This window comes from Pseudomonas sp. DCB_BI, from assembly GCF_026240995.1.
GTDB lineage: Bacteria > Pseudomonadota > Gammaproteobacteria > Pseudomonadales > Pseudomonadaceae > Aquipseudomonas.
This window is the reverse complement of record NZ_JAPFCG010000036.1, coordinates 1-22,951: the sequence shown is the minus strand read 5'-3', so window position 1 is coordinate 22,951 and position 22,951 is coordinate 1. Positions and strand designations below refer to the sequence as shown.

Sequence of the window (22,951 nt, the reverse complement as noted above, 5' to 3'; positions counted from 1 at the left end):
TTCCGCATCGAGCTGGGTGAGATCGAAGCCCGCCTGCAGGCCCAGCCGCAGGTGCGCGAGGCCCTGGTGCTGGCCCAGGAAGGCGCGACCGGCCAGCAGCTGGTGGCCTACCTGATCCCCGCTGCCGCGGTAGCGCTGGAGCAGCAGGCCGGGCTGCGCGCGCAGCTGCGCGAACAGTTGAAGGAAGCGCTGCCGGACTACATGGTCCCGGCGCACCTGCTGCTGCTCGACCGGTGGCCGCTGACAGCCAACGGCAAGCTCGACCGCAAGGCCCTGCCCAAGGCCGATGCCAGCCTGTTGCAACAGGCCTACAATGCCCCCCAGGGCACGCTGGAACAGGCCTTGGCCACGTTGTGGCAAACCGCGCTAAACGTCGAACGTATCAGCCGCGACGATCACTTCTTCGAACTGGGTGGCCACTCGTTGCTGGCCATCCAGCTGCTGGCCAGCATCAAGCAGGAACTGGGCCTGGCAGTGCGTATCCAGGACCTGCTCGCCTACCCCCGCATCGACCTGTTGGCTGCACATCTGGGCCGTGAGCATGCAGGCGCGAGCCCGTGCATCGTGCCCCTCAACCGCCCGGCCACACCGCTGCCTGCATTGTTCTGTATCCACCCCAGCGGCGGCATGGTCTTCAGCTATCAGCCACTGGCCAGGTGCCTGGAGCCGCAGGCTTGCGTCTACGGCGTGCAGCACCGGGGCGGCAGCCCGGCGCCGGCCGAACGGCAGGGCTGGCAAGCGATGATCGCCGACTACACCGCACAGATCCGCCAGGCACAACCCTCCGGGCCATACCGCCTGATGGGCTGGTCCCTGGGCGGCAGCATTGCCTGGGACATCGCCCGGCAGCTGGAACAGGCCGGCTGCGAGGTCGCATTCCTGGGGCTGGTCGACAGCACCCTGCCCGAGGCGCAGTTAAGCCGCGCCGCGTTCCCCCAGCACACCCCTCGCCCAGCCCGCCACAGCGATGCACCGGGCCAGCGCGAGCTGCAAGACACCGTCGAGCTGTTCGGGCTGTTGTTCCCGCAGGCCAAACAGGCCGCCGCCGAGCAGCTGCACGCCAACCCTACTCAGGACGTCAAGGCGTTCTACCAGTGGGCCACGGCGCACCTGGCTGACGCTGGCAGCGATGTCCAGGGCGTGCTGGCCAGTGCCAAGGCCCAGATCATGAATGCCCAGGCGTTCGACATCCACGATCAGCTGGAAGCGAGCTTCGCCGATTTCACCCTCGCGCCGCTCAGGGTCAAGCCCAGCTGCTGGTGGTCGCAGGTGCACAAGAGCGCAGCACACATTCACGCCGCCGAGCAGGTCATTCGCCAGTTCTGCGCAGGGGGTGAGCTGGACGTTTCGCAACACTCACCCTACCCACACGAAACCATGATGCTGGAGCAGCCCCTGATCGACTCGTTCATCGAGGCGTTCGGCCGTAGCTGCCCGGCACCCTGAATACCCCGTCACACCTGCCAAAAAGGAAACGTTCGCCATGAAGTGCGCCCCCTACACCGTCACCGGCCTGGCCCTTGCCCTGGCCATGGCGGCCTGCCCGCTACTCGCCCAGGCTGCCAGCAAGACCCCGGGCGAGGTCTTCCAGGATTGCAAGGCCGGCTGCCCGGAAATGGTCGTGCTGCCTGCGGGCAGTTTCGTCATGGGCACGCCGGATGACGAACCGGGCAAGCAGCCCGACGAAGGCCCGCAACATACCGTGACCTTCGCCAAACCCTTCGCCATCAGCCGCTTCCAGGTCACCGCTGGCGAGCTGGATGCCTATATCAAGGAAACCGGCGTGGTCATCAAGGACGGTGACAAACGCCCAGGGCGCCTGTGCCAGGCCAGCAAGCCTCGCTACCAGCAGGGGCCGCGCCAGCCGGCAGTGTGCGTCGATTACTACGATGTGCAGGCCTATGCGCAGTGGCTGAGCAAGAAAACCGGCCACACTTACCGCATGCTCAGCGAGGCCGAACGCGAGTACGCGGCACGGGCCGGCTCCACCGGGCCGTTCCCGTTCCCGTTCGACGAAGAAGGCGACTACCAGATCAGCAAGCACGCCAATACTTACGGCCCCAAGGACGGCTACAGCTACACCTCACCGGTAGGCAGCTACCCGCCCAATGCCTTTGGCGTCTATGACATGCACGGTAACGTGTATGAATGGGTCGCCGACTGCTACCACAAGGACTACGTCGGCGCGCCCAGCGATGGCAGCGCCTGGATGGAGGCCGACGGCGGGCTTTGCCAGGCGGCGCACATGCGCGGTAATGACTGGGGTGAAGCGCCGATCTTCTCGCGTTCGGGCAATCGCAATGATCGCGAACGCACGGTACGTGGCGACTTCCTGGGCTTTCGTGTAGCGCGGGAGCTGTGACCTGGCGCAGGCCATCTGGGCGGGGTACCCGCCAAGATGGCCTGCGTGGCCCTAGGTTCAGAACTGTGGGGTGTATTTGACCGAGAACATGAAGTTGCGAGGGTCGCCGTAGTAGTTGTTGGCACTGACCGCAGCATACGACGGGATGTAGTACACCTTGTCGAAGATGTTGTTGAAGTTGACCGCCAGGCTGACTTCGTCGCTGACCTTGTAACCAAGGCGCGCATTCCAGATGGTGAAGCCGGGCGAATCGAATTTGCGGTCGTAGGCAACGGTGCTGCTCTGGCTGTTGAAACCGCCGCCGACACTGAAGCGGCTGAAGTCACCAGGCAGGGTGTAGTCCGTCCACACCTTCACCGAGTGTTTCGGCGTCCAGGTGGAGAAGATCTTGCCCTCGTAGGTGTTGTCCTTGAGGAACTTGGTGGTGTTGTAGACATAGCTGGCCGACGCTTGCAGGCCCGGCAGCACCTCACCGCTGATCTCCGCTTCAAGGCCTTGGCTACGCACTTTGCCAGACGCTGCCGAGCAGTTGGAGCCGCCACACAACGATTCGGTGTTCAGAATCGGCACCGCGCGGTTTTCATGGTCATAGCGGAACAGCGCGACGCTGGTATTGACCCGGCCGTCGTTGAGCTCGCCCTTCAAGCCCAGCTCGTAGTTGCTACCTGTGATCGGCTCGATCGTGGAGCCGCCCACGCCAATGGCACTCTGCGGGATGAAGACGTCGGCATAGCTGGCGTAGGCCGACCATTGCGGCGTCAATTCGTACACCAGGCCCGCGTAAGGGGTGACGACACCGTTGTTGGCCTTGGAGGCCGGGCTGTCGTACTGATGGACGCCGGCCTGATAGACCTGGGAATCGTAATCGTAGGAGTACCAGCTGGTACGCCCGCCCAGGATCAAGGTCAGCGGGTCGGTCAGCTTGACGCGCCAGGTACCGTAGATACCTTTCTGCACGATCTTGTACTGGCTGTCGGTACGCGTACCACGGGCCGCCAGGCTGTCGTAGTTCTCGAAGGGCAAGTGGTTGTCGAGATCGAAAATGTTCGCCCCGGCGCTGCGCACCACCGCCATGGTGTTGTCGCTGGTGAAGCGTGAGTAGTTACCGCCGAACACCACTTCCTGGTCGAAGCCAAAACCGTTGAAGTCGCCATCGACGAACATGTCCAGGCCGCGGCTGTGGGAGTTGAAATCAGTGGCATAGCGCCAGTCGTACAACCCGGACCCATCGTTGGCCAGGCCGGTCGGCGCTACCACGTAGGCGTAGGTCATTTCGTTGCGCTCGTTGATCGCCACCGCCGCGGTCTTGAACTTCCAGTGGTCGTTGAAGCGGTGCTCGAGGTCGACATACAACGCCAGCTGCTCGGTCATGCCGCGGTTCCAGTCGGAGCCGGTGAAGGTCGAACGCGACAAGCCTACATCCCGGCCATCACTGAAGCGCGGCAAACCCGCGACCATGGGCGTGAAACGCGTCTTGCGATCACTGATGCCGACACCGAGGGTGGTGTCTTCAGACAGGTCGAAGTCCAGCGCACCGTAGACCTTCTGCTCCCAGCCACCCACATAGTCGATGAAAGAGTTGCGCGTATCGTAGTCGACCACGGCACGCCCACGGATGTTGCCCGCCTCGTTCAGCGGGCCGCCAACGTCAACCTGGGTGGCATAGTGGTCCCAGGAACCGGCCTGGGCGGTCAGGGTGACTGTCGGCTTGGCCTGGCCGCGCTTGCGCACGAAGTTGATCGCGCCACCGGGGCTGTTGGCCCCTTGCAGCAGCGCAGCGCCGCCACGCAGCAGTTCGACACGGTCATAGAATGCCGTGGGTTCCGTCAGGTAGCTGCCCAGCGCGTAGATGCCACGGGTCATGGGCACGCCATCGTACTGCAGCGAGTCGATCTCAAAGCCGCGCGAGGTGATGAAGCCGCCGGTACCCGGGCTTTTGGCGAAGGTCATGCCCGGCGCGTTGGCCAACAGCGTCGGCAAGTCGGTGATGTTCTGGTCATCCATGCGCTTGCGGGTCATCACCGTCACGCTCTGCGGAATGTCCTTGAGCTTGTGTTCGCTCTTGCCGATGGTGACGCCACCGGTGGTATACGAGTTACTGCCTTCGGTGGTCACGCCCAGGGTGTTGCCCGTGATGTTGGTGGCGCCCAGTTCCAGCGCCGAGGACGCTGCCCGCTCACGCCGCACCAGGGTCAGGGTATTGCCGTCCAGGCTGTAGCTGACCGGCAGGCCACGCAACAGTTGCGCCACTGCCGCGTCGACGGTGTAGCTGCCGCGCACTTCGTTGCCACGCAGGTCGGCCATTTCCGAGGCGTTGTAGATGAACTGCACATCGGCCTGCTCGCCAAGCGCACGCAAAGCGTTGGGCAGCGACTGGGCGGCGATGTCGAAGCTGACACCCTGAGCCCAGACCTGGGCGGCCACGGGCAGCATCAATGCAGCGCCCAGCACCCCTTTGCCGAGCAACGCCCGTGATGAGCGGGCGCCGATGGAGCGGGACATGCAGAGCGCCTTGACCAATGGTTTGAACTCGAAAAATCCTGCTGGCATGGTATTTCTCTATTTATATCGTGTAATGAAATCGTCCCGCGCCTGCCAACGGCCCACTGGGCCGATCTGCCCATCCTCCCCCGGGCAGATCCCGCGACAGGCGCCTGACACGCAATTCAGAACGGCTGGCCACGCGTGGCTTTCAGCGCGCTCCTACATAAGACGCATGACCGTTGAAAATCCAGAATGAGAATTTTTTGCATTAGTATCCAGCAACGGGATTCACCGCGATCGAGCGCCGCCCGCGCGGCGCTTCGCGGGGCAAGCCCGCTCCCACATCTGTTTTGGGCCAATTATTCCTGTGCCTTTGGCGCGCGAACCCTGGGTGCATGGCTGGAAATTGGTGAAGACCTGGGGCGCAGCCGATATCGAATGGAACAAACAAGGCGGCCAGCGGTGAACTCACAAGCGTGATTGGCCCGAAACAGACAGTGGGAGCGGGCTTGCCCCGCGAAGCGCCGCGCGGGCGGCGCTCGATCTCACAGGCCCTCAGCATCTCAAGGCAAGCACCTGTGGGCCCTAACCGTTTAACTGGCCGCCCCTGGGGGTGATGCTCAGCGGCTCTTTTCCAGCAGCCGGGCTTTTTCTTCGGGGCTCATGCTGTCGAGCCGCAAACGGGCCTGGGCCAGCTTGAGCAACTGGCCAGGGTTGGCTTCGCGTTCGCGCAGCGCCTGGGCAAGGGTAGCAACCGTAGGGTGGTCGAAAATGACACCCGGATTGATGTCGCACTGCAGCGACTTGCGGATACCGGCCGCCAGCTTGATGACCAGCAGCGAATGCCCGCCCAGCGCGAAAAAGTCCTGCTCGATACCTACCTGCTCCAGCCCCAGCAGTTGCGCCATACGCTGTGCAATCACGGTTTCCAGTGCATCACGCGGGGCCTGCAAGCCCGCCGCAGGTTCACTGCCCACTTGCCGCAACGCTTGCCGGTCGAGCTTGCCGTTACCCAGGCGCGGCAGACGCGGCAGCGCCTGCAGGGTACGCGGCAACATCACCGCCGGCAGTTGCCGGGCAAGGTGCTCGCGGATCGCGTCAAGGGCAGCCGGCGTGGCCTCGTCGCGCAAGCCGACGTAGGCACTCAGCGTTTCGCCGTCGCACACCACCGCTGCCTCGACCACCTGAGGGGCGCCCGACAGCTGCGCCTCGATCTCGGCCAGCTCGATGCGAAAGCCGCGTATCTTCACCTGATGGTCGCGCCGCCCCTGCAGCTCGATGGCACCGTCCGGGCGATAGCGCGCCAGGTCGCCGGTGCGGTAAAGCTGCTCGCCTGCCACGAACGGGCTCTCGACGAAAGCCGGCTGGTCACCCTGCACCTCTTGCAGGTAACCGCGGCACACCTGCTGCCCACCAATGTACAGTTCGCCCAGCACGCCGGTGACCGCCAACTGCATGTGTTGATCCAGCACATAGACCTGGTTGTTAGGCAATACCTGCGACAACCCGAGGGTGCCTGTGGGCACCGCCCGCACCGGGTGCACCATGACCCCGACCGTGGTTTCGGTCGGGCCATAATGGTTGAACAGTCGGCAGTCCGGGCGAATCTGCAACAGGCGCTGCAGCAACGTCGCATTCGGGGCTTCGCCACCCAGGATGACCGTTGCCGGCAATACCGGTGCCTTCGACTCCAGCAACGCGCTCAGGTGCGACGGCACGATCTTCAGGCAGTCGATTGCCTGCTGCTCGATGTACGCAGCGAACAGTTCGGCATCCTTCATCACCTCGTCGGCAGCTACGTGCAGTGTCGCGCCCACATGCAAGGCAGCGAACAGCGTGGTATGGCCAAGGTCGGCCGACACGGTCGAGCCGAAGGCAAAGTGACGGCAGTGCTCCAGCGCCAGCGTGTGGCACACGCCTGCGGTGTAGTTCAGCAGTTGCCGGTGCTCGATCACCACCCCTTTTGGGGTGCCTGTCGAGCCCGAGGTGAACAGGACATAGGCCGCATCGGTGGCGCTGGCTGCATGCGGTTGCAGCGGTGCAGTGTCAACCGCCAGCGGGTAAAGGCTGTCAAGGCTCAGCGCCGCTATGCCCTGCTCACGCAGGCTGGCCATCGCTGCCGGTTCGACCAGCACCTGCGTCGCGCCGGCCTGTGTCATCAGGCGCACCTGCCGGGCAACGGGCCAGTGCGGCTCAAGCGCCAGGTAGGCCGCGCCGACGCGCCAACTGGCCAACATCGCCACGACCCAGTCCAGCGAGCGCGGCAGCGCCAGTGCCAGCACCGCCCCGGGTTGCACGCCGGCCTGCTGCAGCGCCAGCGCCAGGCGCTGCACAGCCTGCTCCAGCTGGGCATAACTCAGGCCCGAGTCCCCCGCGACCAGCGCCAGCGCGTCGGGGGTGTCGATTGCCCACTGGCTGATCCGTGCCGCCAGCGACGCCGCACCCAGTGGTTGCGGCGCAGGGTTGATCGACAACAGGCGCTGGCGCTCCGCTTCACCCAGCAGGTTCAACTGCCGCAGCGGGCGGTCCGGTGCCTGGGCGATGCTGCGCAGCAATTCAATGTACTGCTCCAGCAGGCCTTGCATGCCGCGGGCACTGTAGCGCCCGGCCAGGTAATCCAGGCTCACGGTAATCGGTTGGTCAGCACCCGCCGCAGGGCAAATGCGCAGCTGCAGCTCGATGCCCGCCGGCAGGCGTGGCGCCAGTAGTTCGCCCTGCCAGCACAGCCCGCCAGCAACCTGCGGCGCCAGCGCCGGAGTAGTGGAAAACGCCACGGTCGGCACGGCTGTGGGTACCCATTCCGGTACCCAGTACTCCTGCCACGTCACATGCTGCTCCAGCAGTGCCGCCAGCGTTGCCAGATGCTCGCCGAAAGTGGCTTGTTCAGCCCACTGCAGGTACACCGGCAAGCACTTGCTGAACGACCCCGCACTGGCTGCGAAGTAGTCATAATCTTGTCGCGCATCGTGCTGCCAGGCGCCCAACAACCGGTTGCTATCGCCAAGCCGGCCGAGCAAGCCCCACCACGCCGCCTGCAGCAGGGTATCCAGGCTGACCTGACGGGCTGCGGCCAACTGCTGCAACTGCCCCTGCAACCCCAGCGGCAGGCTGACCTGGTGATGCGCCTGGTGTGTCGCTGGCTGGTCCTGACGGTAGGCTGGCCACGGCGCGCTCATGCCCTGCGCCGTTGGCATCAGGTGCCCTTGCCAGTAGCCGCGGGCTGCCGCTGCATCCTCATCCTGGGCTACCTCGGCACGCCACTCCAGGTACTGGCCGAAGGCTTCGGGCAGGTCTTCATCCAGCCCGCTTGGCGTGTTGTCATACAGGGCCAACAGGTCCCGGTACAGCATGGCCATGCCAGCCCCATCGCAAGCGAAGCCCGCCACGCCCAGCCACAACTGCCAGTGCCCGGCATCGGCGGCAGGTACCAGCAAGGCCTGTGCAGCTGGCAGCTGGTCGATGTCGAAGCGCTGCTGCAGCCAAAGCTCAAGCAGTGCCGCCCCCTGCGCATCGGCCTGCACCGCCAACTGAAGGGCTGGCTGGCGAGCACCGATGAACTGGCGCAGGCCACGGTATCCCGAAGCAGTGCCCAGGCGCCCGGCCAATATCGGGTGGCGCTCGACCAGGCGCCCAAGTGCCTGGCTCAGGCGTGCCTGGTCCGGCCTGCCCTGAATGCAGACCTTCAGCAACGTCGCGGCCTGTGACCAGCCCGGGCAGGCGGGCAAGGCGTCGAGCCAGTGTTGCTGGTCGACGGTCAGGGCAAAACCGATATCCTCGGCCTGGTCTACGTAACTGTTCATTCCTCGCCCCCCTCGGTCGCCATCACTTGCATGGCCGCAGCCGCCTCCAGCGCGGCCCGGTCGAACATGTCGCCCATCGCCACGACGATCTTGCGCGGCCCCTCGTACGGGTCACGGGCATGCGCAGCCAGCATGTTGTCGACCAGGATCACGTCGCCTTTCTGCCATTGGAACCGCACGGCACAGGCTTCATACAGCTCGCCGATCAGTTGCATGTCCTGGTCGGGGATCGGCGAACCATCGCCGAAGTACACATGCCGTGGCATGCGCTCCAGGCCGAACATGGCCAGCAGGTCTTCGCGTGCATCGGGCTCCAGCCAATAGATGTGGTGCAACTGCACCTGGTTGAAGAACGAACGTGCACCGGTGATCGGGTGCGTGATGATTGCCGGGCAGCGGGTGCGGGTCTGCAACTCGTCGTTGTCCAGCCAGCGCCATTCGATGCCAGCGGCACGGCAACGGGCCTCGACCTCGGCGCGGTCATCGGTGCGGAAGAAATGCTGCCATGGCACATCGAGCTTGTCGGCGAACGTGCGCACGTAAAGCAGCCCTTGGTCCTCGAGGGTCTGCCGCAGCGCCTGCGGCAGCCTTTCGTACATCAGGCGGCAGTCGACTACCGGGGTGGCACCGCCGACCGGCGAAGGCTGCTCGCAATAGAACATCTGCTTGCGCGGCCAGCTGTCCTGGTGCGCACTCTCGTTATGGAACAGGATCATTTTCTTTTCCGGATACGGCGTGGAGCGGTAGGTGTTCTTGCCCCCCTCCTTCTTCGGCAGGTCACCGTACTGGCCGTAAAGCCCCGGCTGTACAGCTTCAGCGAATGCTTCGAACCCCTGGATGCCATCCAGGGCAAAGCCGCGGAACAGGATCCCGGCATGCTCGCCCAGCTTGCGTTCGACCAGCGGCCGGTTGTTACGCACCCACTCGATCAGGTCGATCGATGCATCGCCCGGCTCGACGAGCAACGGGAACAGCTGGCCTGGCACCAGCAGCGACTCGCGCACCGCCGCCCGTGGCGGTGCAGCTGCAGTGGCGCCGGCAGAGCGCTTGAGGAATTTGCCCAGCTTGTCGGCCTTGCTGGCCGGGGCGCTTACCGGTGTGCTGCCGGCCAGGCCGCCACCCTGTAATGGAACGTTCATCGCTTGCCACCTCGTATCCTGAACACTGACGATCTGTTCGAGCATCGCGATCCATGCGCTGACGAGTCGCTGGATATGCTCTTGCCTGAAAAGCGTTGTCGCAAACTGCCAGTTGCCACTGAGCTGCCCGGCCTCCTGTTCGATGAACAGGGCCATGTCGAACTTCGAATACAGCGCCGGGGCGGGCAGCGCCTGCACGGTAATGTCGGCCAGGGCTTCGCTGCGTACGGGCAGGTTGTTCATCACGAACAGCACCTGCACCAGCGGGTTCATGCCGCGCACCCGCGGGGCGCCATGGGCCTCGACGATCATGTCGAACGGCAGGTCCTGATGCTCCAGGGCCGCGAGCAAGGTGCGCTGGGTGCCCTGCACGAAGTCACCGAAGGCCAGCCCATCGCTCACTCTGGATCGCAGCGGCAACACATTGACGAAGAAGCCGATCAGGCCTTCCAGTTCGCTGTGCTGGCGGCCTGCGGTGTCGGCCCCGACCAGTACGTCGTGAGCACCGCTGGTCTGGTGCATCAACCACTGGAACGCTGCCAGCAGCGTGCTGTACAGGGTCACCCCGGCCTTGGCCGCGAACTGGCCAAGCGCATCGGTCAATGCCGGCGACAGGCTGAAGTCCACCGCACCGCCGGCATGGGAGGCCTGATCGCTGCGCGGCTGCTCCAGTGGCAGCTCAAGGCGGCCGGTATGGCCGGCCAAGGCCTGCTGCCAGTAGCTTGCCTGGCGCTGCAGCTCACCCGCCTGCTCGAGGGCCTGCTGCCACAAGGCAAAGTCTGAATACTGCAGCGGTAACGGCGCCAGAAGGTGGGTCTGCCCTGGGGCGCTGTGACGGTAGATGTCAACCAGGTCGCGGACCAGCACGCCCATCGACCAGCCATCGGAGATGATGTGGTGCATGGCGAAGAACAGCACATGTTCCTGGTCTGCCAGGCGCGCCAGACGGCAGCGCAACAACGGCGCATGCTCCAGTGCAATCGGTGTGCTGGCGTTGGCCAGGGTGGCTTCGGCAATGCACCGTTGCTGCTCCTGCGGGCTGAACCCGGACCAGTCGTCGAGGGCGATATCCACCTCGATCCGGTCGGCAATCAGCGCCAGCGGATCACCCTCGTCATCCTGCACGTAGGCCGTACGCAACACTTCATGTCGCCGCGCCAGCGCGTTCAGGCTGTTGCGCAACACCTCGACCTGCAGCGGCCCTTGCAGGCGCAGGGCCAATGGCATGCCGTAGGCAGCACTGCCCCCGGACAATTGTTCGGCAACCCACAAGCGCCGCTGCATCAACGACAACGGTGCGGTGGCTTTTTCGCCATGGGCCAATAGCTCGACACCGTGCGCGGTCGCAGCCTTGCCAGCGCCGCCGAGCGCTGCCAGCAGGCGCTCCAGCACCGGGTGATCGAACAGGTCACGCAACGTCACTTGCACACCCGGCAGCTTGCGCATCCGCGATACCGCCTGGGTCGCCAGCAACGAGTGACCACCCAGCTCGAAGAAGTGGTCGCCAAGGCCCACCCGCTCCAGGCCGAGCACCTGCTGCCAGATACCCGCAACGTGCTGCTCGAGCGGGGTTTGCGGCGCCCGGTAGGCCTGCTGCAGGGCGCTGTTGTCGGGCTTGGGCAACGCCTTGCGGTCGAGCTTGCCGTTGGCCGTCACCGGCCAGGCCTGCACCTGCAGGATGTGCGTCGGCACCATGTAGTCCGGCAGGCTGCCCTTGAGCTGCTCGCGAAGGCTGTCGCGCAGTTCGGCGGCGTCCACTGCCATGCCCTGCTCTTCGGCCAGTACGTAGGCCACCAGCTGCTGGCCATGGCCGCTGTCCTGGGCCAGCACCACCGCCTCGCGCACCTGCGGGTGCTCCAGCACCCGTGCCTCGATTTCACCCAGTTCGATACGCAGCCCGCGCACCTTCACCTGATGGTCGATGCGCCCGCAGTACTCGATCACCCCGCTGTCGCGGTAGCGCGCCAAATCCCCGGTGCGGTACAGCCGCTGGCCGTGGCTGCCGAACGGGTCGGGCACGAAACGCTCGGCCGTCAGCGACGGGCGACGATGGTAACCACGCGCCAGGCCCTGGCCACCGAGCATCAGCTCGCCCATGGCCACCTGCGGCAGGGCTTCGAACGCCGGGCCAAGGATGTGCGTGTACAGGTTGGCGATCGGCTGGCCGATCGGCACGCTGTCACGCCCCTCGTCGACACAGGTCCAGTGGGTGACGTCGATCGCTGCCTCGGTCGGCCCGTACAGGTTGTGCAGCCGGGCACCGGGCAGGTGGCTGAACACCTGCTGCTGGGTGTCCACCGCCAGCGCCTCGCCGCTGCAGATCACCTGCCGCACGCTGTGGCAGCGCTGCAAGCCCGGCTCGCGGACGAACACCTGCAGCATCGACGGCACGAAGTGCAAGGTGGTGACCTGGTGGCGCTCGATGGTGTCGATCAGCCGCTCCGGCTCGCGATGCTCACCCGGCGCCGCCAGGGCCAGCCGTGCACCGGTCATCAGTGGCCAGAAGAATTCCCACACCGACACGTCGAAGCTGAACGGGGTCTTCTGCAACACCGTGTCCGCACTGTCCAGCGCATACGCCTGCTGCATCCACGCCAGCCGGTTGTACAGCGCCAGGTGGCGGTTGCCGGCGCCTTTCGGCCGCCCGGTCGAGCCGGAGGTGTAGATGACGTAGGCCAGGTTCTCCGGGTGCAGCCGGCACGCCGGCACCTGCCGCGCGTAACCGCCCAGCTCGCCGGGCTGGTCCAGCAGCAGCACCTGCCCGGCAAACGCCGGCAGCTGCTCGCGCAAGTGCGCCTGGGTCAGCAGCAGTTCGATGCCGCTGTCTTCGAACATGTAGGCCAGCCGCTCGGCCGGGTAGTCCGGGTCCAGCGGTACATAGGCGGCGCCAGTTTTAAGGATCGCCAGCAGGCCAACGACCATTTCCAGCGAACGCTCGGCGGCGATACCCACCAGGCTTTCCGGGCCGACACCCTGTTCGATCAACTTGTGCGCCCACTGGCTGGACAGCTCGCTCAACGCCCGGTAGCTCATGCGCTGGTCGCCGAACAGCAGTGCCGTGGCGTCCGGCTGGCGACGCGCCTGCGCCTCGAACAGCTGGTGCACGCGCCAATCGCCGGGGTAGTCGGTGGCGGTGTCGTTAAGGTCGTGCAGCACCGCTTGCGTCTGCTGCGGGCTCAGCATCGGCAACTCGCCCAACGCCGTTTCGGCGCTGCTCTCAAGCATCTGCTGCAACACCTGCAACAGGTGCTCGCCAAGTTGCTCGGCCAACCGGGCACTGAACCGTGCCCGATCGGCTTTCAACTGCAGCGACAGGTGCGTACCCAGGTTAACCACCAGCGTCAGCGGGTAGTTGGTCTGTTCGTGGTTCGCCACCTCACCAAACACCAGGCTGCTGGTGGTATCGGCCTGCAGCGCTTCGGACACCGGGTAGTTCTCGAACACCAGGATGCTGTCGAACAGCGCTTCGCCGCCCTGCCCGGCCCAGCGCTGGATATCGAACAATGGCGTGTGATCGTACTCACGCAGGGCGATGTTCAGCGCCTGCACGGTGTCCAGCCAGTCACCCAGCGCTTGCTCCGGGCGTGGGCTGGCAATGACCGGCAAGGTATTGATGAACAGGCCGATCTGCTGCTCGATGCCTTTGAGTTCGGCCGGCCGCCCAGCCGTGGTCGCGCCAAAGGCGACGCAGGCCTGGCCGGTATAGCGCTGCAGCACCAGCAGCCAGGCCGCTTGCACCACGGTATTGACGGTGACCCTGCGCTCACGGGCAAAGGCGTCCAGGCGGGCGGTCTGCCGGGCATCCAGTTGCTGTACCCGCTCGACCTGCCCCTGCCCTTCACTACCGGCTGCCCAGTCCGTGGCCCTGGCCAGCAAAGTGGGTGCATCCAGGTCTTGCAACTGGCGGGTCCAGAACGCCTGGCGGGCTGCGCCATCCTGGCGCTGCAACCAGGCAATGTAGTCACGGAAGCGCCCCGGCCCTTGCTCCGGCACGCTGCCGTGGTACCGCTGCAGCACCTCGCCCAGCAGCCGGGTATTGCTCCAGCCGTCCATCAGGATGTGGTGGCTGGTGTAGATCAGGTGATAACGCTGCGCGTCGAGGCGAATCAGGGTCAGGCGCAACAGCGGCGGCTTGCCCAGGTCGAAGCCGGCCGCGCAGTCTGCAGCAGCGAACGCCTCCAGCGCATCGGCAAGGTCGTCACGGCCACGCCAGTCATGCACCGCGAACGGCAATTGCGCCTCGCGCTGAATGATCTGCAACGGGCTGGCCAGCTCACCCCAGATGAAGCTGCCACGCAGCAGGTCATGGCAGTCGACTGCCGCTTGCCAGGCAGCACGGAAGCGCTCGGGATCCACGCCAGTCACATCGACCCGCAGCTGGTTGATGTAATCCCCGCCCTGCTGCAGCAGCGTATGGAACATCATGCCCTGCTGCATGGGTGAAAGCGGGAAGATGTCCTCGACCATCGCTGGCGGCAGCGGCAGGCTGTCGAGCTGGGCCTGGGTCAGGCCGGCCAGCGGAAAGTCCGACGGGGTCATGCCGGCGTGTTCGCGCTGGCAGCAGTGTTCGACCAAGGCGCGCAGCTCGTGGCTGTATTCATCGGCCAGGCGCTGTACGGTGGCGACTTCGAACATGTCGCTGCTGAAGGTCCAGCCCAGGCTCAGCTCACCGGCATAGACCTGGCCATTGAGCGTCAGCCAGTTACCCAATGGTGCGTCCAGGCTTTGCTCATCGCCTTTGGGGTCTGCGCAGGGCACCAGCAGCGCCTGCTCATCGGTCGCCAGGTGGCCATCCAACTGGCCCAGATAGTTGAAGGTGATGCGCGGCACCGGCAAGGCACGCAGGCACTCACGGCTGGCAGCGTCTGCCAGGTAGCGCAGCACACCATAGCCAATGCCCTTTTCGGGCATAGCGCGCAGCTGTTCCTTGACCTGCTTGATCGACCCATCCAGCGTTGCCGCCGGGCTCAGCCGCAGTGGGAACAGGCTGGTGAACCAGCCGACCGTGCGGCCCAGGTCGAGGTTGTCGAACAGCGCTTCGCGCCCGTGCCCTTCCAGCTCGATCAGGGTCGAGGGTTCGCCGCTCCAGCGGCAGATTACCCGCGCAAGCGCAGTCAGCAGCAGGTCGTTGACCTGGGTGCGGTAAGCGGCCGGGGCCTGCTGCAACAGCTGTCGGGTCAGCGCCCCGTCCAGGTGGCTGTAGACCGTGTGGGCGTACCGGTTGCTCAGGGCGCCAGCGCTGTTGTCCTGCGGCAGGCTGCCGCTGGCATGGCTCAACTGCGCCTGCCAATAGCCCAGTTCGGCCTGCAATGTGTCGCTGCCGGCGTAGGCCTGCAGCTGTTCGGCCCAGGCCCTGAAGCCACTGGTCTTGGCGGGCAACTGTGGCGCCTGCCCGGCCGCACATTGTTGGTAGGCCCGGTGCAAGTCCTCCAGCAGAATACGCCAGGACACCCCATCGACGACCAGATGGTGGATCGCCAGTAACAGGCGCTGACTGCCGTCCGCCAAGGTTGCCAGCACCGCGCGCAGCATCGGCCCATCGGCCAGGTTGAGGCTGCGCTGGGCCTCGTTGCCCAATGCCTGCAGCTCACCGGCATCGGCCAGTGTCGCGCACCATAGCAAAGGTGGCTGTACCGGCCCGGCAGGAAGGTAGCTGGCCTGCCACTGCCCATCAATCTCGACGAAGCTCAGGCGCAGGCTGTCGTGGTGCGTGACCAGAGCCTGCAGCGCCTGCTCCAGTGCCTGTGCATCAAGCACTTGCAGCGGGCGGAACAGCACCGACTGGTTCCACTGCTGGCGTTCGGCAATGGCTGTGTCGAAGAAGGCATGCTGCACCGCCAGCATCGGGGTTGGCCCTTGCAATGGGCGCTGGTCGGCCTGTGCCGCACACCCCACCTGGGCGACTGCGGCCAGGTCTTGTACCGTCTGGTGCTGGAACAGGTCCTTGGTGGTGAAGCGGATGCCCGCCTGGCGGGCGCGGCTGACCACCTGGATCGAGACGATCGAGTCGCCACCGAGGGTGAAGAAGTTGTCGCTGCGGCCGACCCGCTCCAGCTTGAGCAGGTCCTGCCAGATCGCCGCGATCTGCTGTTCCAGCGGACCTTGCGGTGCACTGTAGGCCTGCTGCAGGGCGCTGTTGTCGGGCTTGGGCAACGCCTTGCGGTCGAGCTTGCCGTTGGCCGTCACCGGCCAGGCCTGCACCTGCAGGATGTGCGTCGGCACCATGTAGTCCGGCAGGCTGCCCTTGAGCTGTTCGCGAAGGCTGTCACGCAGTTCGGCGGCGTCCACCGCCACGTCCTGCTCTTCGGCCAGTACGTAGGCCACCAGCTGCTGGCCATGGCCGCTGTCCTGGGCCAGCACCACCGCCTCGCGCACCTGCGGGTGCTCCAGCACCCGTGCCTCGATTTCACCCAGTTCGATACGCAGCCCGCGCACCTTCACCTGATGGTCGATACGCCCGCAGTACTCGATCACCCCGCTGTCGCGGTAGCGCGCCAAATCCCCGGTGCGGTACAGCCGCTGGCCGTGGCTGCCGAACGGGTCGGGCACGAAACGCTCGGCCGTCAGCGACGGGCGACGATGGTAACCACGCGCCAGGCCCTGGCCACCGAGCATCAGCTCGCCCATGGCCACCTGGGGCAAGGCTTCGAACGCCGGGCCAAGGATGTGCGTGTACAGGTTGGCGATCGGCTGGCCGATCGGCACGCTGTCACGCCCTTCGTCGACACAGGTCCAGTGGGTGACGTCGATCGCTGCCTCGGTCGGCCCGTACAGGTTGTGCAGGCGGGCACCGGGCAGGTGGCTGAACACCTGCTGCTGGGTGTCCACCGCCAGCGCCTCGCCGCTGCAGATCACCTGCCGCACGCTGTGGCAGCGCTGCAGGCCCGGCTCGCGGACGAACACCTGCAGCATCGACGGCACGAAGTGCAAGGTGGTGACCTGGTGGCGCTCGATGGTGTCGATCAGCCGCTCCGGCTCGCGATGCTCCCCCGGCGCCGCCAGGGCCAGCCGTGCACCGGTCATCAGCGGCCAGAAGAACTCCCACACCGACACGTCAAAACTGAACGGGGTTTTCTGCAATACCGTGTCGGCGCTGTCCAGCGCATACGCCTGCTGCATCCACGCCAGCCGGTTGTACAACGCCAGGTGGCGGTTGCCGGCACCCTTCGGCCGCCCGGTCGAGCCGGAGGTGTAGATGACGTAGGCCAGGTTCTCGGGGTGCAGCCGGCACGCCGGCACTTGCCGCGCATAACCGCCCAGCTCGCCGGGCTGGTCCAGCAGCAGCACCTGCCCGGCAAACGCCGGCAGCTGCTCGCGCAAGTGCGCCTGGGTCAGCAGCAGCTCGATGCCGCTGTCTTCGAACATGTAGGCCAGCCGCTCGGCCGGGTAGTCCGGGTCCAGCGGTACATAGGCGGCGCCAGCCTTGAGGATCGCCAGCAGGCCAACGACCATTTCCAGCGAACGCTCGGCGGCGATACCCACCAGGCTTTCCGGGCCGACACCCTGCTCGATCAGCTTGTGCGCCCACTGGCTGGACAGCTCACTCAATGCCCGGTAGCTCATGCGCTGGTCGCCGAACAGCAGTGCCGTGGCGTCCGGCTGGCGACGCGCCTGCGCCTCGAACAGCTGATGCACGCGCCAATCGCCGGGGTAGTCGGTGGCGGTGTCGTTAAGGTCGTGCAGCACCGCTTGCGTCTGCTGCGGGCTCAGCATCGGCAACTCGCCCACCGGCTGTTGCGGCTGGGCTACCACACTGTGCAACAGGTGCTGCCAATGCTGCCCCATGCGCTCGACGCTTGGCGCGTCGAACAGGTCGGTGGCGTAGGTCAGCGATGCCCACAGGCCATCCGCGGTCTCGACCGTGTCCAGGGTCAGGTCGAACTGGGCGTTCACTTCTTCCCATTCCAGCCCTTCCACGCTCAAGCCTGGCAGCTGTGTGGCCCCTGGCAGCCGGCGCTCGGCGCTGCGATGGTTGAACATGACCTGGAACAACGGGCTGCGGTTCAGGCTGCGTTCGACCTGCAGGGCATCCACCAACTGCTCGAAGGGCAAGTCCTGGTGCGCCTGGGCCTCCAGCGCAGTGGCCTTGACCTGCTGCAACAGGCGCACGAACGGTTGGTGCGTATCGATTTCAGCCTTGTGCACCTGAGTATTGACGAAGAAGCCAATCAGGCCTTCGGTTTCCTTGCGGGTGCGGTTGGCGACCGGCACGCCGACGCGGATGTCCGACTGCCCGGTATAGCGGTGCAACAGGCACTGGAAGGTCGCCAGCAACAGCATGAACAGGGTCACCCCTTCGCGCCGTGCCAGTTGCCGCAGGCCTTCGGCCAGTACCGGGCTCAGCGGCAGGTCGATGCGGGCGCCACGATAGCTGCTGTGCAACGGCCGCGGGCGATCAGCAGGCAGCGCCAGCACAGGCTGCTCACCGCCCAGCTGGGCGGTCCAGTAGGCTAGCTGGCGCTGCCGTTCACCGCCATCCATCCATTGACGCTGCCAGGCGGCATAGTCGGCGTACTGGATCGGCAACGCCGGCAGGCTGGCAGGCTGGCCGCTGCTGTACGCGCGATACAGGTGCACCAGCTCCTGCACCATCAGCGCCAGCGACCAGCCATCCGAGACAATGTGGTGCTGGGTGATCAGCAACACATGATCGTCCGGCCCCAGGCACAGCAGGCTGGCTCTCAGGAGCGGGCCCTGGGCCAGGTCGAACGGCTGGCGGATTTCTTCGGTGATACAGGTGCGCAGCCGCGCCGCCCGGTCCTCGCCGGGCGCCAGGGCCAAGGTGTGCCTGGCAATGCTCACCGGCGCGGGGGCATGGATCACTGGCGTGGTGCGCTCACCGTCGGTGGCGAAGGTGGTGCGCAGCGACTCGTGGCGCGCCACCAGCGCATCGAAGCTTTGCTGCAGGGCAGCCAGGTCCAGTGTGCCACGCAGGTTCAGCGCACTGGGCAGGTGATAGGCGGCGCTGTCTGGCTCAAGGTGCCAAAGAAACAGCTGCCGCTCCTGGGCGAAGGACAGCGAAAGCGGCTCGGTCGGATCGCGTCGAAAAACAGGTGCCACGCTGTACAGATCGACACCTTGCTGCTTGAGCAGCACTGCCAGCGCTTTGCGTTGCTTTGCCGACAGTGTTGCTACCGATTCGATTAACTTTTGCACGCCCTTCCCCTGTCAAGAGATCAGATTTTCCAGATCTTCGGCTGATAGACGTTTGAGGGCCTCCAAGGATTTAGCCAAGGCATCGTTGACCGCCTGGGTTTGCGGCTGAGCGCCAGCGATCTCGGCGCAGTAGGCTTGCAGGTCGTGGGTGGTGAACAGCGCCTTGACCGCTGTTTCCAGCTTCAACTGCTCACGCAGCCGCACGGTGACCTGGGTGGCCAGCAACGAATGCCCGCCGAGGTCGAAGAAGTTGTCGGCAAGGCCGACCTGATCGACGTGCAGCACCTCCTGCCAGATCTGCGCCACCTGCTGCTGCAGTTCGCTCTGCGGTGCCAGGTAGGCCACCCGGGCGACACTCAGGTCAGGGGCTGGCAGGCGGTTGCGGTCAAGCTTGCCATTGGGGGTGTGGGGGAAGGTTGCGACGAACGTCGTCCAGGTCGGCACCATGTACTCCGGCAACGCGCTGCGCAGTTGCCGCTTCAGCGCCTCGCCCAGTGCCTCCCGCGTTTGCGCATCGTCGACCACGGCCACGTCCTGCGGCACCAGGTAAGCCACCAGCTGCTGGCCACCAGGCCCCGGCCGGGCGACTACCGCCGCTTCGCGAATGGCCGGATGACGCGCCAGTTGTGCCTCGATTTCACCGAGTTCGATGCGGTAGCCACGCATCTTCACTTGCTGGTCGATTCGCCCGAGGTATTCCACCACACCCTCGGCCCGGTAACGCGCCAGGTCGCCGGTGCGGTAAAGCCGTTCACCGTTCCCGGCGAACGGGTCGGGGACGAAACGCTCGGCGGTCAGCCCTGGCCGCTGGTAATACCCGCGCGCCAGGCCCGCCCCGCCAATCAGCAGCTCGCCGGCAACGCCAACGGGTACCGGCACCAGGTCCTCACCCAGCAGGTAGAGCCGGGTATTGTCCAAGGGCCTGCCGAGCAACGCCTGCGGCCTGGCGGGCTGCAAGCGGTGCAGCGCCGACCAGATGGTGGTTTCGGTCGGCCCGTACAGGTTCCACAACGGCCCGCCCAGGGCCAGCAACCGCTGGGCCAGGTCATCGCTCAGCGCTTCGCCGCCACACAGCTTCGTGCAGCCGGCCAGCACCTCGCCGCGGCCGCTGTCTAGCAGCATGCGCCAGGTCGAAGGGGTGGCCTGCAGCACGGTCACCGCCTGCCGCGCTACCAGCTCCAGCACCCGCTGCGGGTCCTGTGCAGTATCCGGACCGGCCAGGACCACGCAGGCGCCCTGCACCAGCGGCAGGTACACCTCCAGCCCGAAGATATCGAACGAGAATGTGGTCAACGACAACAGGCGGTCGTCGGTAGCCAGCCCCGGCGCCTTGGCCATGCTGGCGATGAAGTTGACCAGCGCGCCGTGGGGCACCATCACCCCTTTGGGCCTGCCGGTGGAGCCCGAGGTGTAGATCATGTAGGCAAGGTGCTCGGCCGACAGCTGCGGCTGCGGGTTGTGCACACCGTAGGCTGCCGCGTTGCAGCCACTGCCCAGCGGGTGTTCGGGCGCCAGCAACAGGCACTGGACCGTGGCCGGTATCGGCAGGCGTGCCTGGAGCGACGGCTGGGTCAGCAGCAGCCTGATGCCGCTGTCCTCCATCATGTAGGCCAGCCGCTCGTCCGGGTAGTGGGGGTCCAGCGGTACATAGGCACCCCCGGCCTTGAGCACGGCCAGCAAGGCGACGAGCATTTGTGGCGAGCGTTCGAGGGCCACCCCGACTTTGACGTCCGGCCCTACGCCGCCTTCGATCAGGCGCCAGGCCAGGCGGTTGGCGTGTTCGTTGAGTTGCTGGTAGCTCAGCGTCTGGTCATCGAACTGCAAGGCCGGTGCATGCGGCGTGGCATGGGCACGCTGCTCGATCAGGTGCTGGATACAGGCGTCGGCAACCGGCACCGCCGTGTCATTCCAGGCCTGGCCGATCACGTCCAGCTCGCTGTCGCTGAGCAGTGGCAACGCAGCGATTCGCTGGCCCGCGTCGGCCACGATGCCGTCCAGCAATTGCAGCCAGTGCCCGGCCATGCGCGCCACGGTCGTGGCATCGAACAGATCGGTGGCGTAGTTGAACGAGGCGCCGATCTGCCCTGGTGCTTCGAAGGTTTCCAGGGTGAGGTCAAACGGCGCGGTGCGCGTTTCGCCAGGCAAAGCCTCGATACGCAGCGCTGTGTCGCTGGCGGCCTGCTGGCCATTGCCCTGGCGCTGGTGGTTGAACATGACCTGGAACAACGGGCTGTGGCTCAGGCTGCGCCCCGGCTGCAAGGCTTCGACCAGTTGTTCGAACGGCAGCTCTTGATGGGCCTGGGCGTCGCTGGCGGCCTGGCGGGCTTGCTGCAACAGCGCGCGGAAGGTCTGCTGCGGCTCGATTTGCGCGCGCAGCACCTGGGTGTTGACGAAAAACCCGATCAACCCTTCGGTTTCTACCCGGTTGCGGTTAGCGATGGGCACCCCCACGCGAATGTCCTGCTGCCCGCTGTAGCGCTGCAGCAAGGCCTGGAACGCGGCCAGCAACAGCACGAACAAGGTCACCCCTTCGTGGCGGGCCAGGTCTTGCAGGCGTTGGCACAGTTCGGCCGGCAAGCTGAAGTCATGCCGTGCGCCGCGGTAGCTCATCAGCCCCGGGCGGGGCCGATCGGTGGGCAGTTCCAGCACCGGCTGCTGGCCACCCAACTGCGCTTGCCAATAGGCCAGCTGCCGCTCGCGCTCACCGGCCTCCATCCAGCGCCGTTGCCAGATGGCATAGTCGGCGTACTGGATGGGCAGCGGCCGAACAGCCACGGCATGCCCTTGGCAGCAGGCACTGTAACCCTGCAGCAGTTCATCGACCATGACCTTCAGCGACCAGCCGTCAGCGGCGATGTGGTGCACCACCAGGCTGAGCACATGGTCCTCGGCCGCCAGGCGCAGCAACGCCACGCGCAACACGGGGCCGTGTTGCAGGTCGAACGGCTGCTCCCGGTGGGCTTCGACGAAGGCTTGAACCTGCGCCTGCTCATCGCCCACACCGCGCTCACTGCATTCGATCGCTACCGTCAGCTGTGGGGCGATTCGCTGGCGCGGGCCACCGTCGCGGCTGTCATGGGTGAACGTGGTGCGCAAGCTCTCGTGCCGCGCCAGCAGCGCATCGAAACTGCCTTGCAAGGCCTGCAGGTTCAGCGGGCCATGCAGGCGCAGGCTGACCCCGATGTTGTAGGCAGTGCCCTGAGGCTCCATCTGCCACAGGAACCATTGGCGCTCCTGGGCAAACGACAACGGCACCACGGTGGTGTCGTCGCGCACCAGCGGAATGGGCAGGTTGGCCGGGGACACGCCCTCTTCAAGCATTTTCTGCAAGTATTGGCGACGCTTTTCCAGCGGCAGATTGATGAAGCGCTGGGCAATTTTCGTGGCGACTGCGGTGTCCATCACACCTCCTCCATTTCGTCCAGCAGAGCCGACAGCTTGCTGAGTGTTTGTGTGTCCGCCGGCGCAGATGCCTGGGCCAGCTGTTCGGCGAAGCTCGCCAGGGTTGGGTGCTGGAAAATCAGTTGCGGGGTCAGGCTCAGGCCGAGTTCCAGTTGCACCCGCGAAACCACGCTCACGGCCAGCAATGAATGGCCGCCCAGTTCGAAGAAGTGGTCGTCCAGGCCCACTTGCTCAAGCTTGAGCACGTCCTGCCAGATGGCTGCCAGCTGCTGTTCAAGCTCGCTGCCTGGGGCGCGATAACCTTGCTGCAACAGGCTGGCATCGGCTTTGGGCAAGGCCTTGCGGTCGAGCTTGCCGTTGGCTGTCAGTGGCCATTGGTCGAGCAGCAGCAGGTGCGCCGGCACCATGTAGTCCGGCAGCGCTTCCTTCAACTGTTCGCGCAGCTGCGCACGCAGCCCGGCCTGCTGCTCCAGCGCTACCTCGGCAGCGGGGATCAGGTAGGCCACCAGCTGCTGGCCGGTCGCGCCTTCCTGGGCCAGCACCAGGGCCTCGCGCACCTGCGGCTGGGCCTGCAGGCGGGCTTCGATCTCACCCAGCTCGATGCGGAA

General features: G+C 65.7%; 7 protein-coding genes. 2 read left to right on the top strand and 5 right to left on the bottom strand.

Annotated elements, in window-relative coordinates; translation table 11 throughout:
• Window positions 1-1,446 (top strand): thioesterase domain-containing protein (locus OO258_RS26770; RefSeq protein WP_266034777.1); only part of this gene is annotated, 1,446 nt, incomplete at its 5' end.
• A gap of 37 nt (window positions 1,447-1,483) precedes the next feature.
• Window positions 1,484-2,362, top strand: a complete 879-nt coding sequence (locus tag OO258_RS26765; protein ID WP_108192007.1) for a formylglycine-generating enzyme family protein — start codon at window positions 1,484-1,486, stop codon at window positions 2,360-2,362.
• Between the two features lie 57 nt (window positions 2,363-2,419).
• On the opposite strand, the gene OO258_RS26760 is transcribed toward OO258_RS26765, so the two are convergent.
• The 5 genes from OO258_RS26760 to OO258_RS26740 form a co-directional block, all read right to left on the bottom strand.
• Window positions 2,420-4,912, bottom strand: a complete 2,493-nt coding sequence (locus OO258_RS26760; RefSeq protein WP_266034774.1) for a TonB-dependent siderophore receptor — start codon at window positions 4,910-4,912, stop codon at window positions 2,420-2,422.
• Window positions 4,913-5,466: 554 nt separating this feature from the next.
• Window positions 5,467-8,646 (bottom strand): non-ribosomal peptide synthetase, encoded by a 3,180-nt coding sequence (locus OO258_RS26755; RefSeq protein ID WP_266034771.1) that lies wholly within the window; start codon window positions 8,644-8,646, stop codon window positions 5,467-5,469.
• On the bottom strand, window positions 8,643-18,941 hold the full coding sequence (locus OO258_RS26750) for a non-ribosomal peptide synthetase (RefSeq protein WP_266034768.1): 10,299 nt from the start codon (window positions 18,939-18,941) through the stop codon (window positions 8,643-8,645). Before OO258_RS26750 ends, OO258_RS26755 begins: the two co-directional genes overlap by 4 nt.
• Before the next feature lie 12 nt (window positions 18,942-18,953).
• On the bottom strand, window positions 18,954-22,343 hold the full coding sequence (locus OO258_RS26745; RefSeq protein WP_266034765.1) for an amino acid adenylation domain-containing protein: 3,390 nt from the start codon (window positions 22,341-22,343) through the stop codon (window positions 18,954-18,956).
• The coding region (locus OO258_RS26740; protein ID WP_266034762.1) for a phosphopantetheine-binding protein at window positions 22,343-22,951 on the bottom strand (609 nt) is incomplete at its 5' end. The genes OO258_RS26745 and OO258_RS26740, both read right to left, overlap by 1 nt.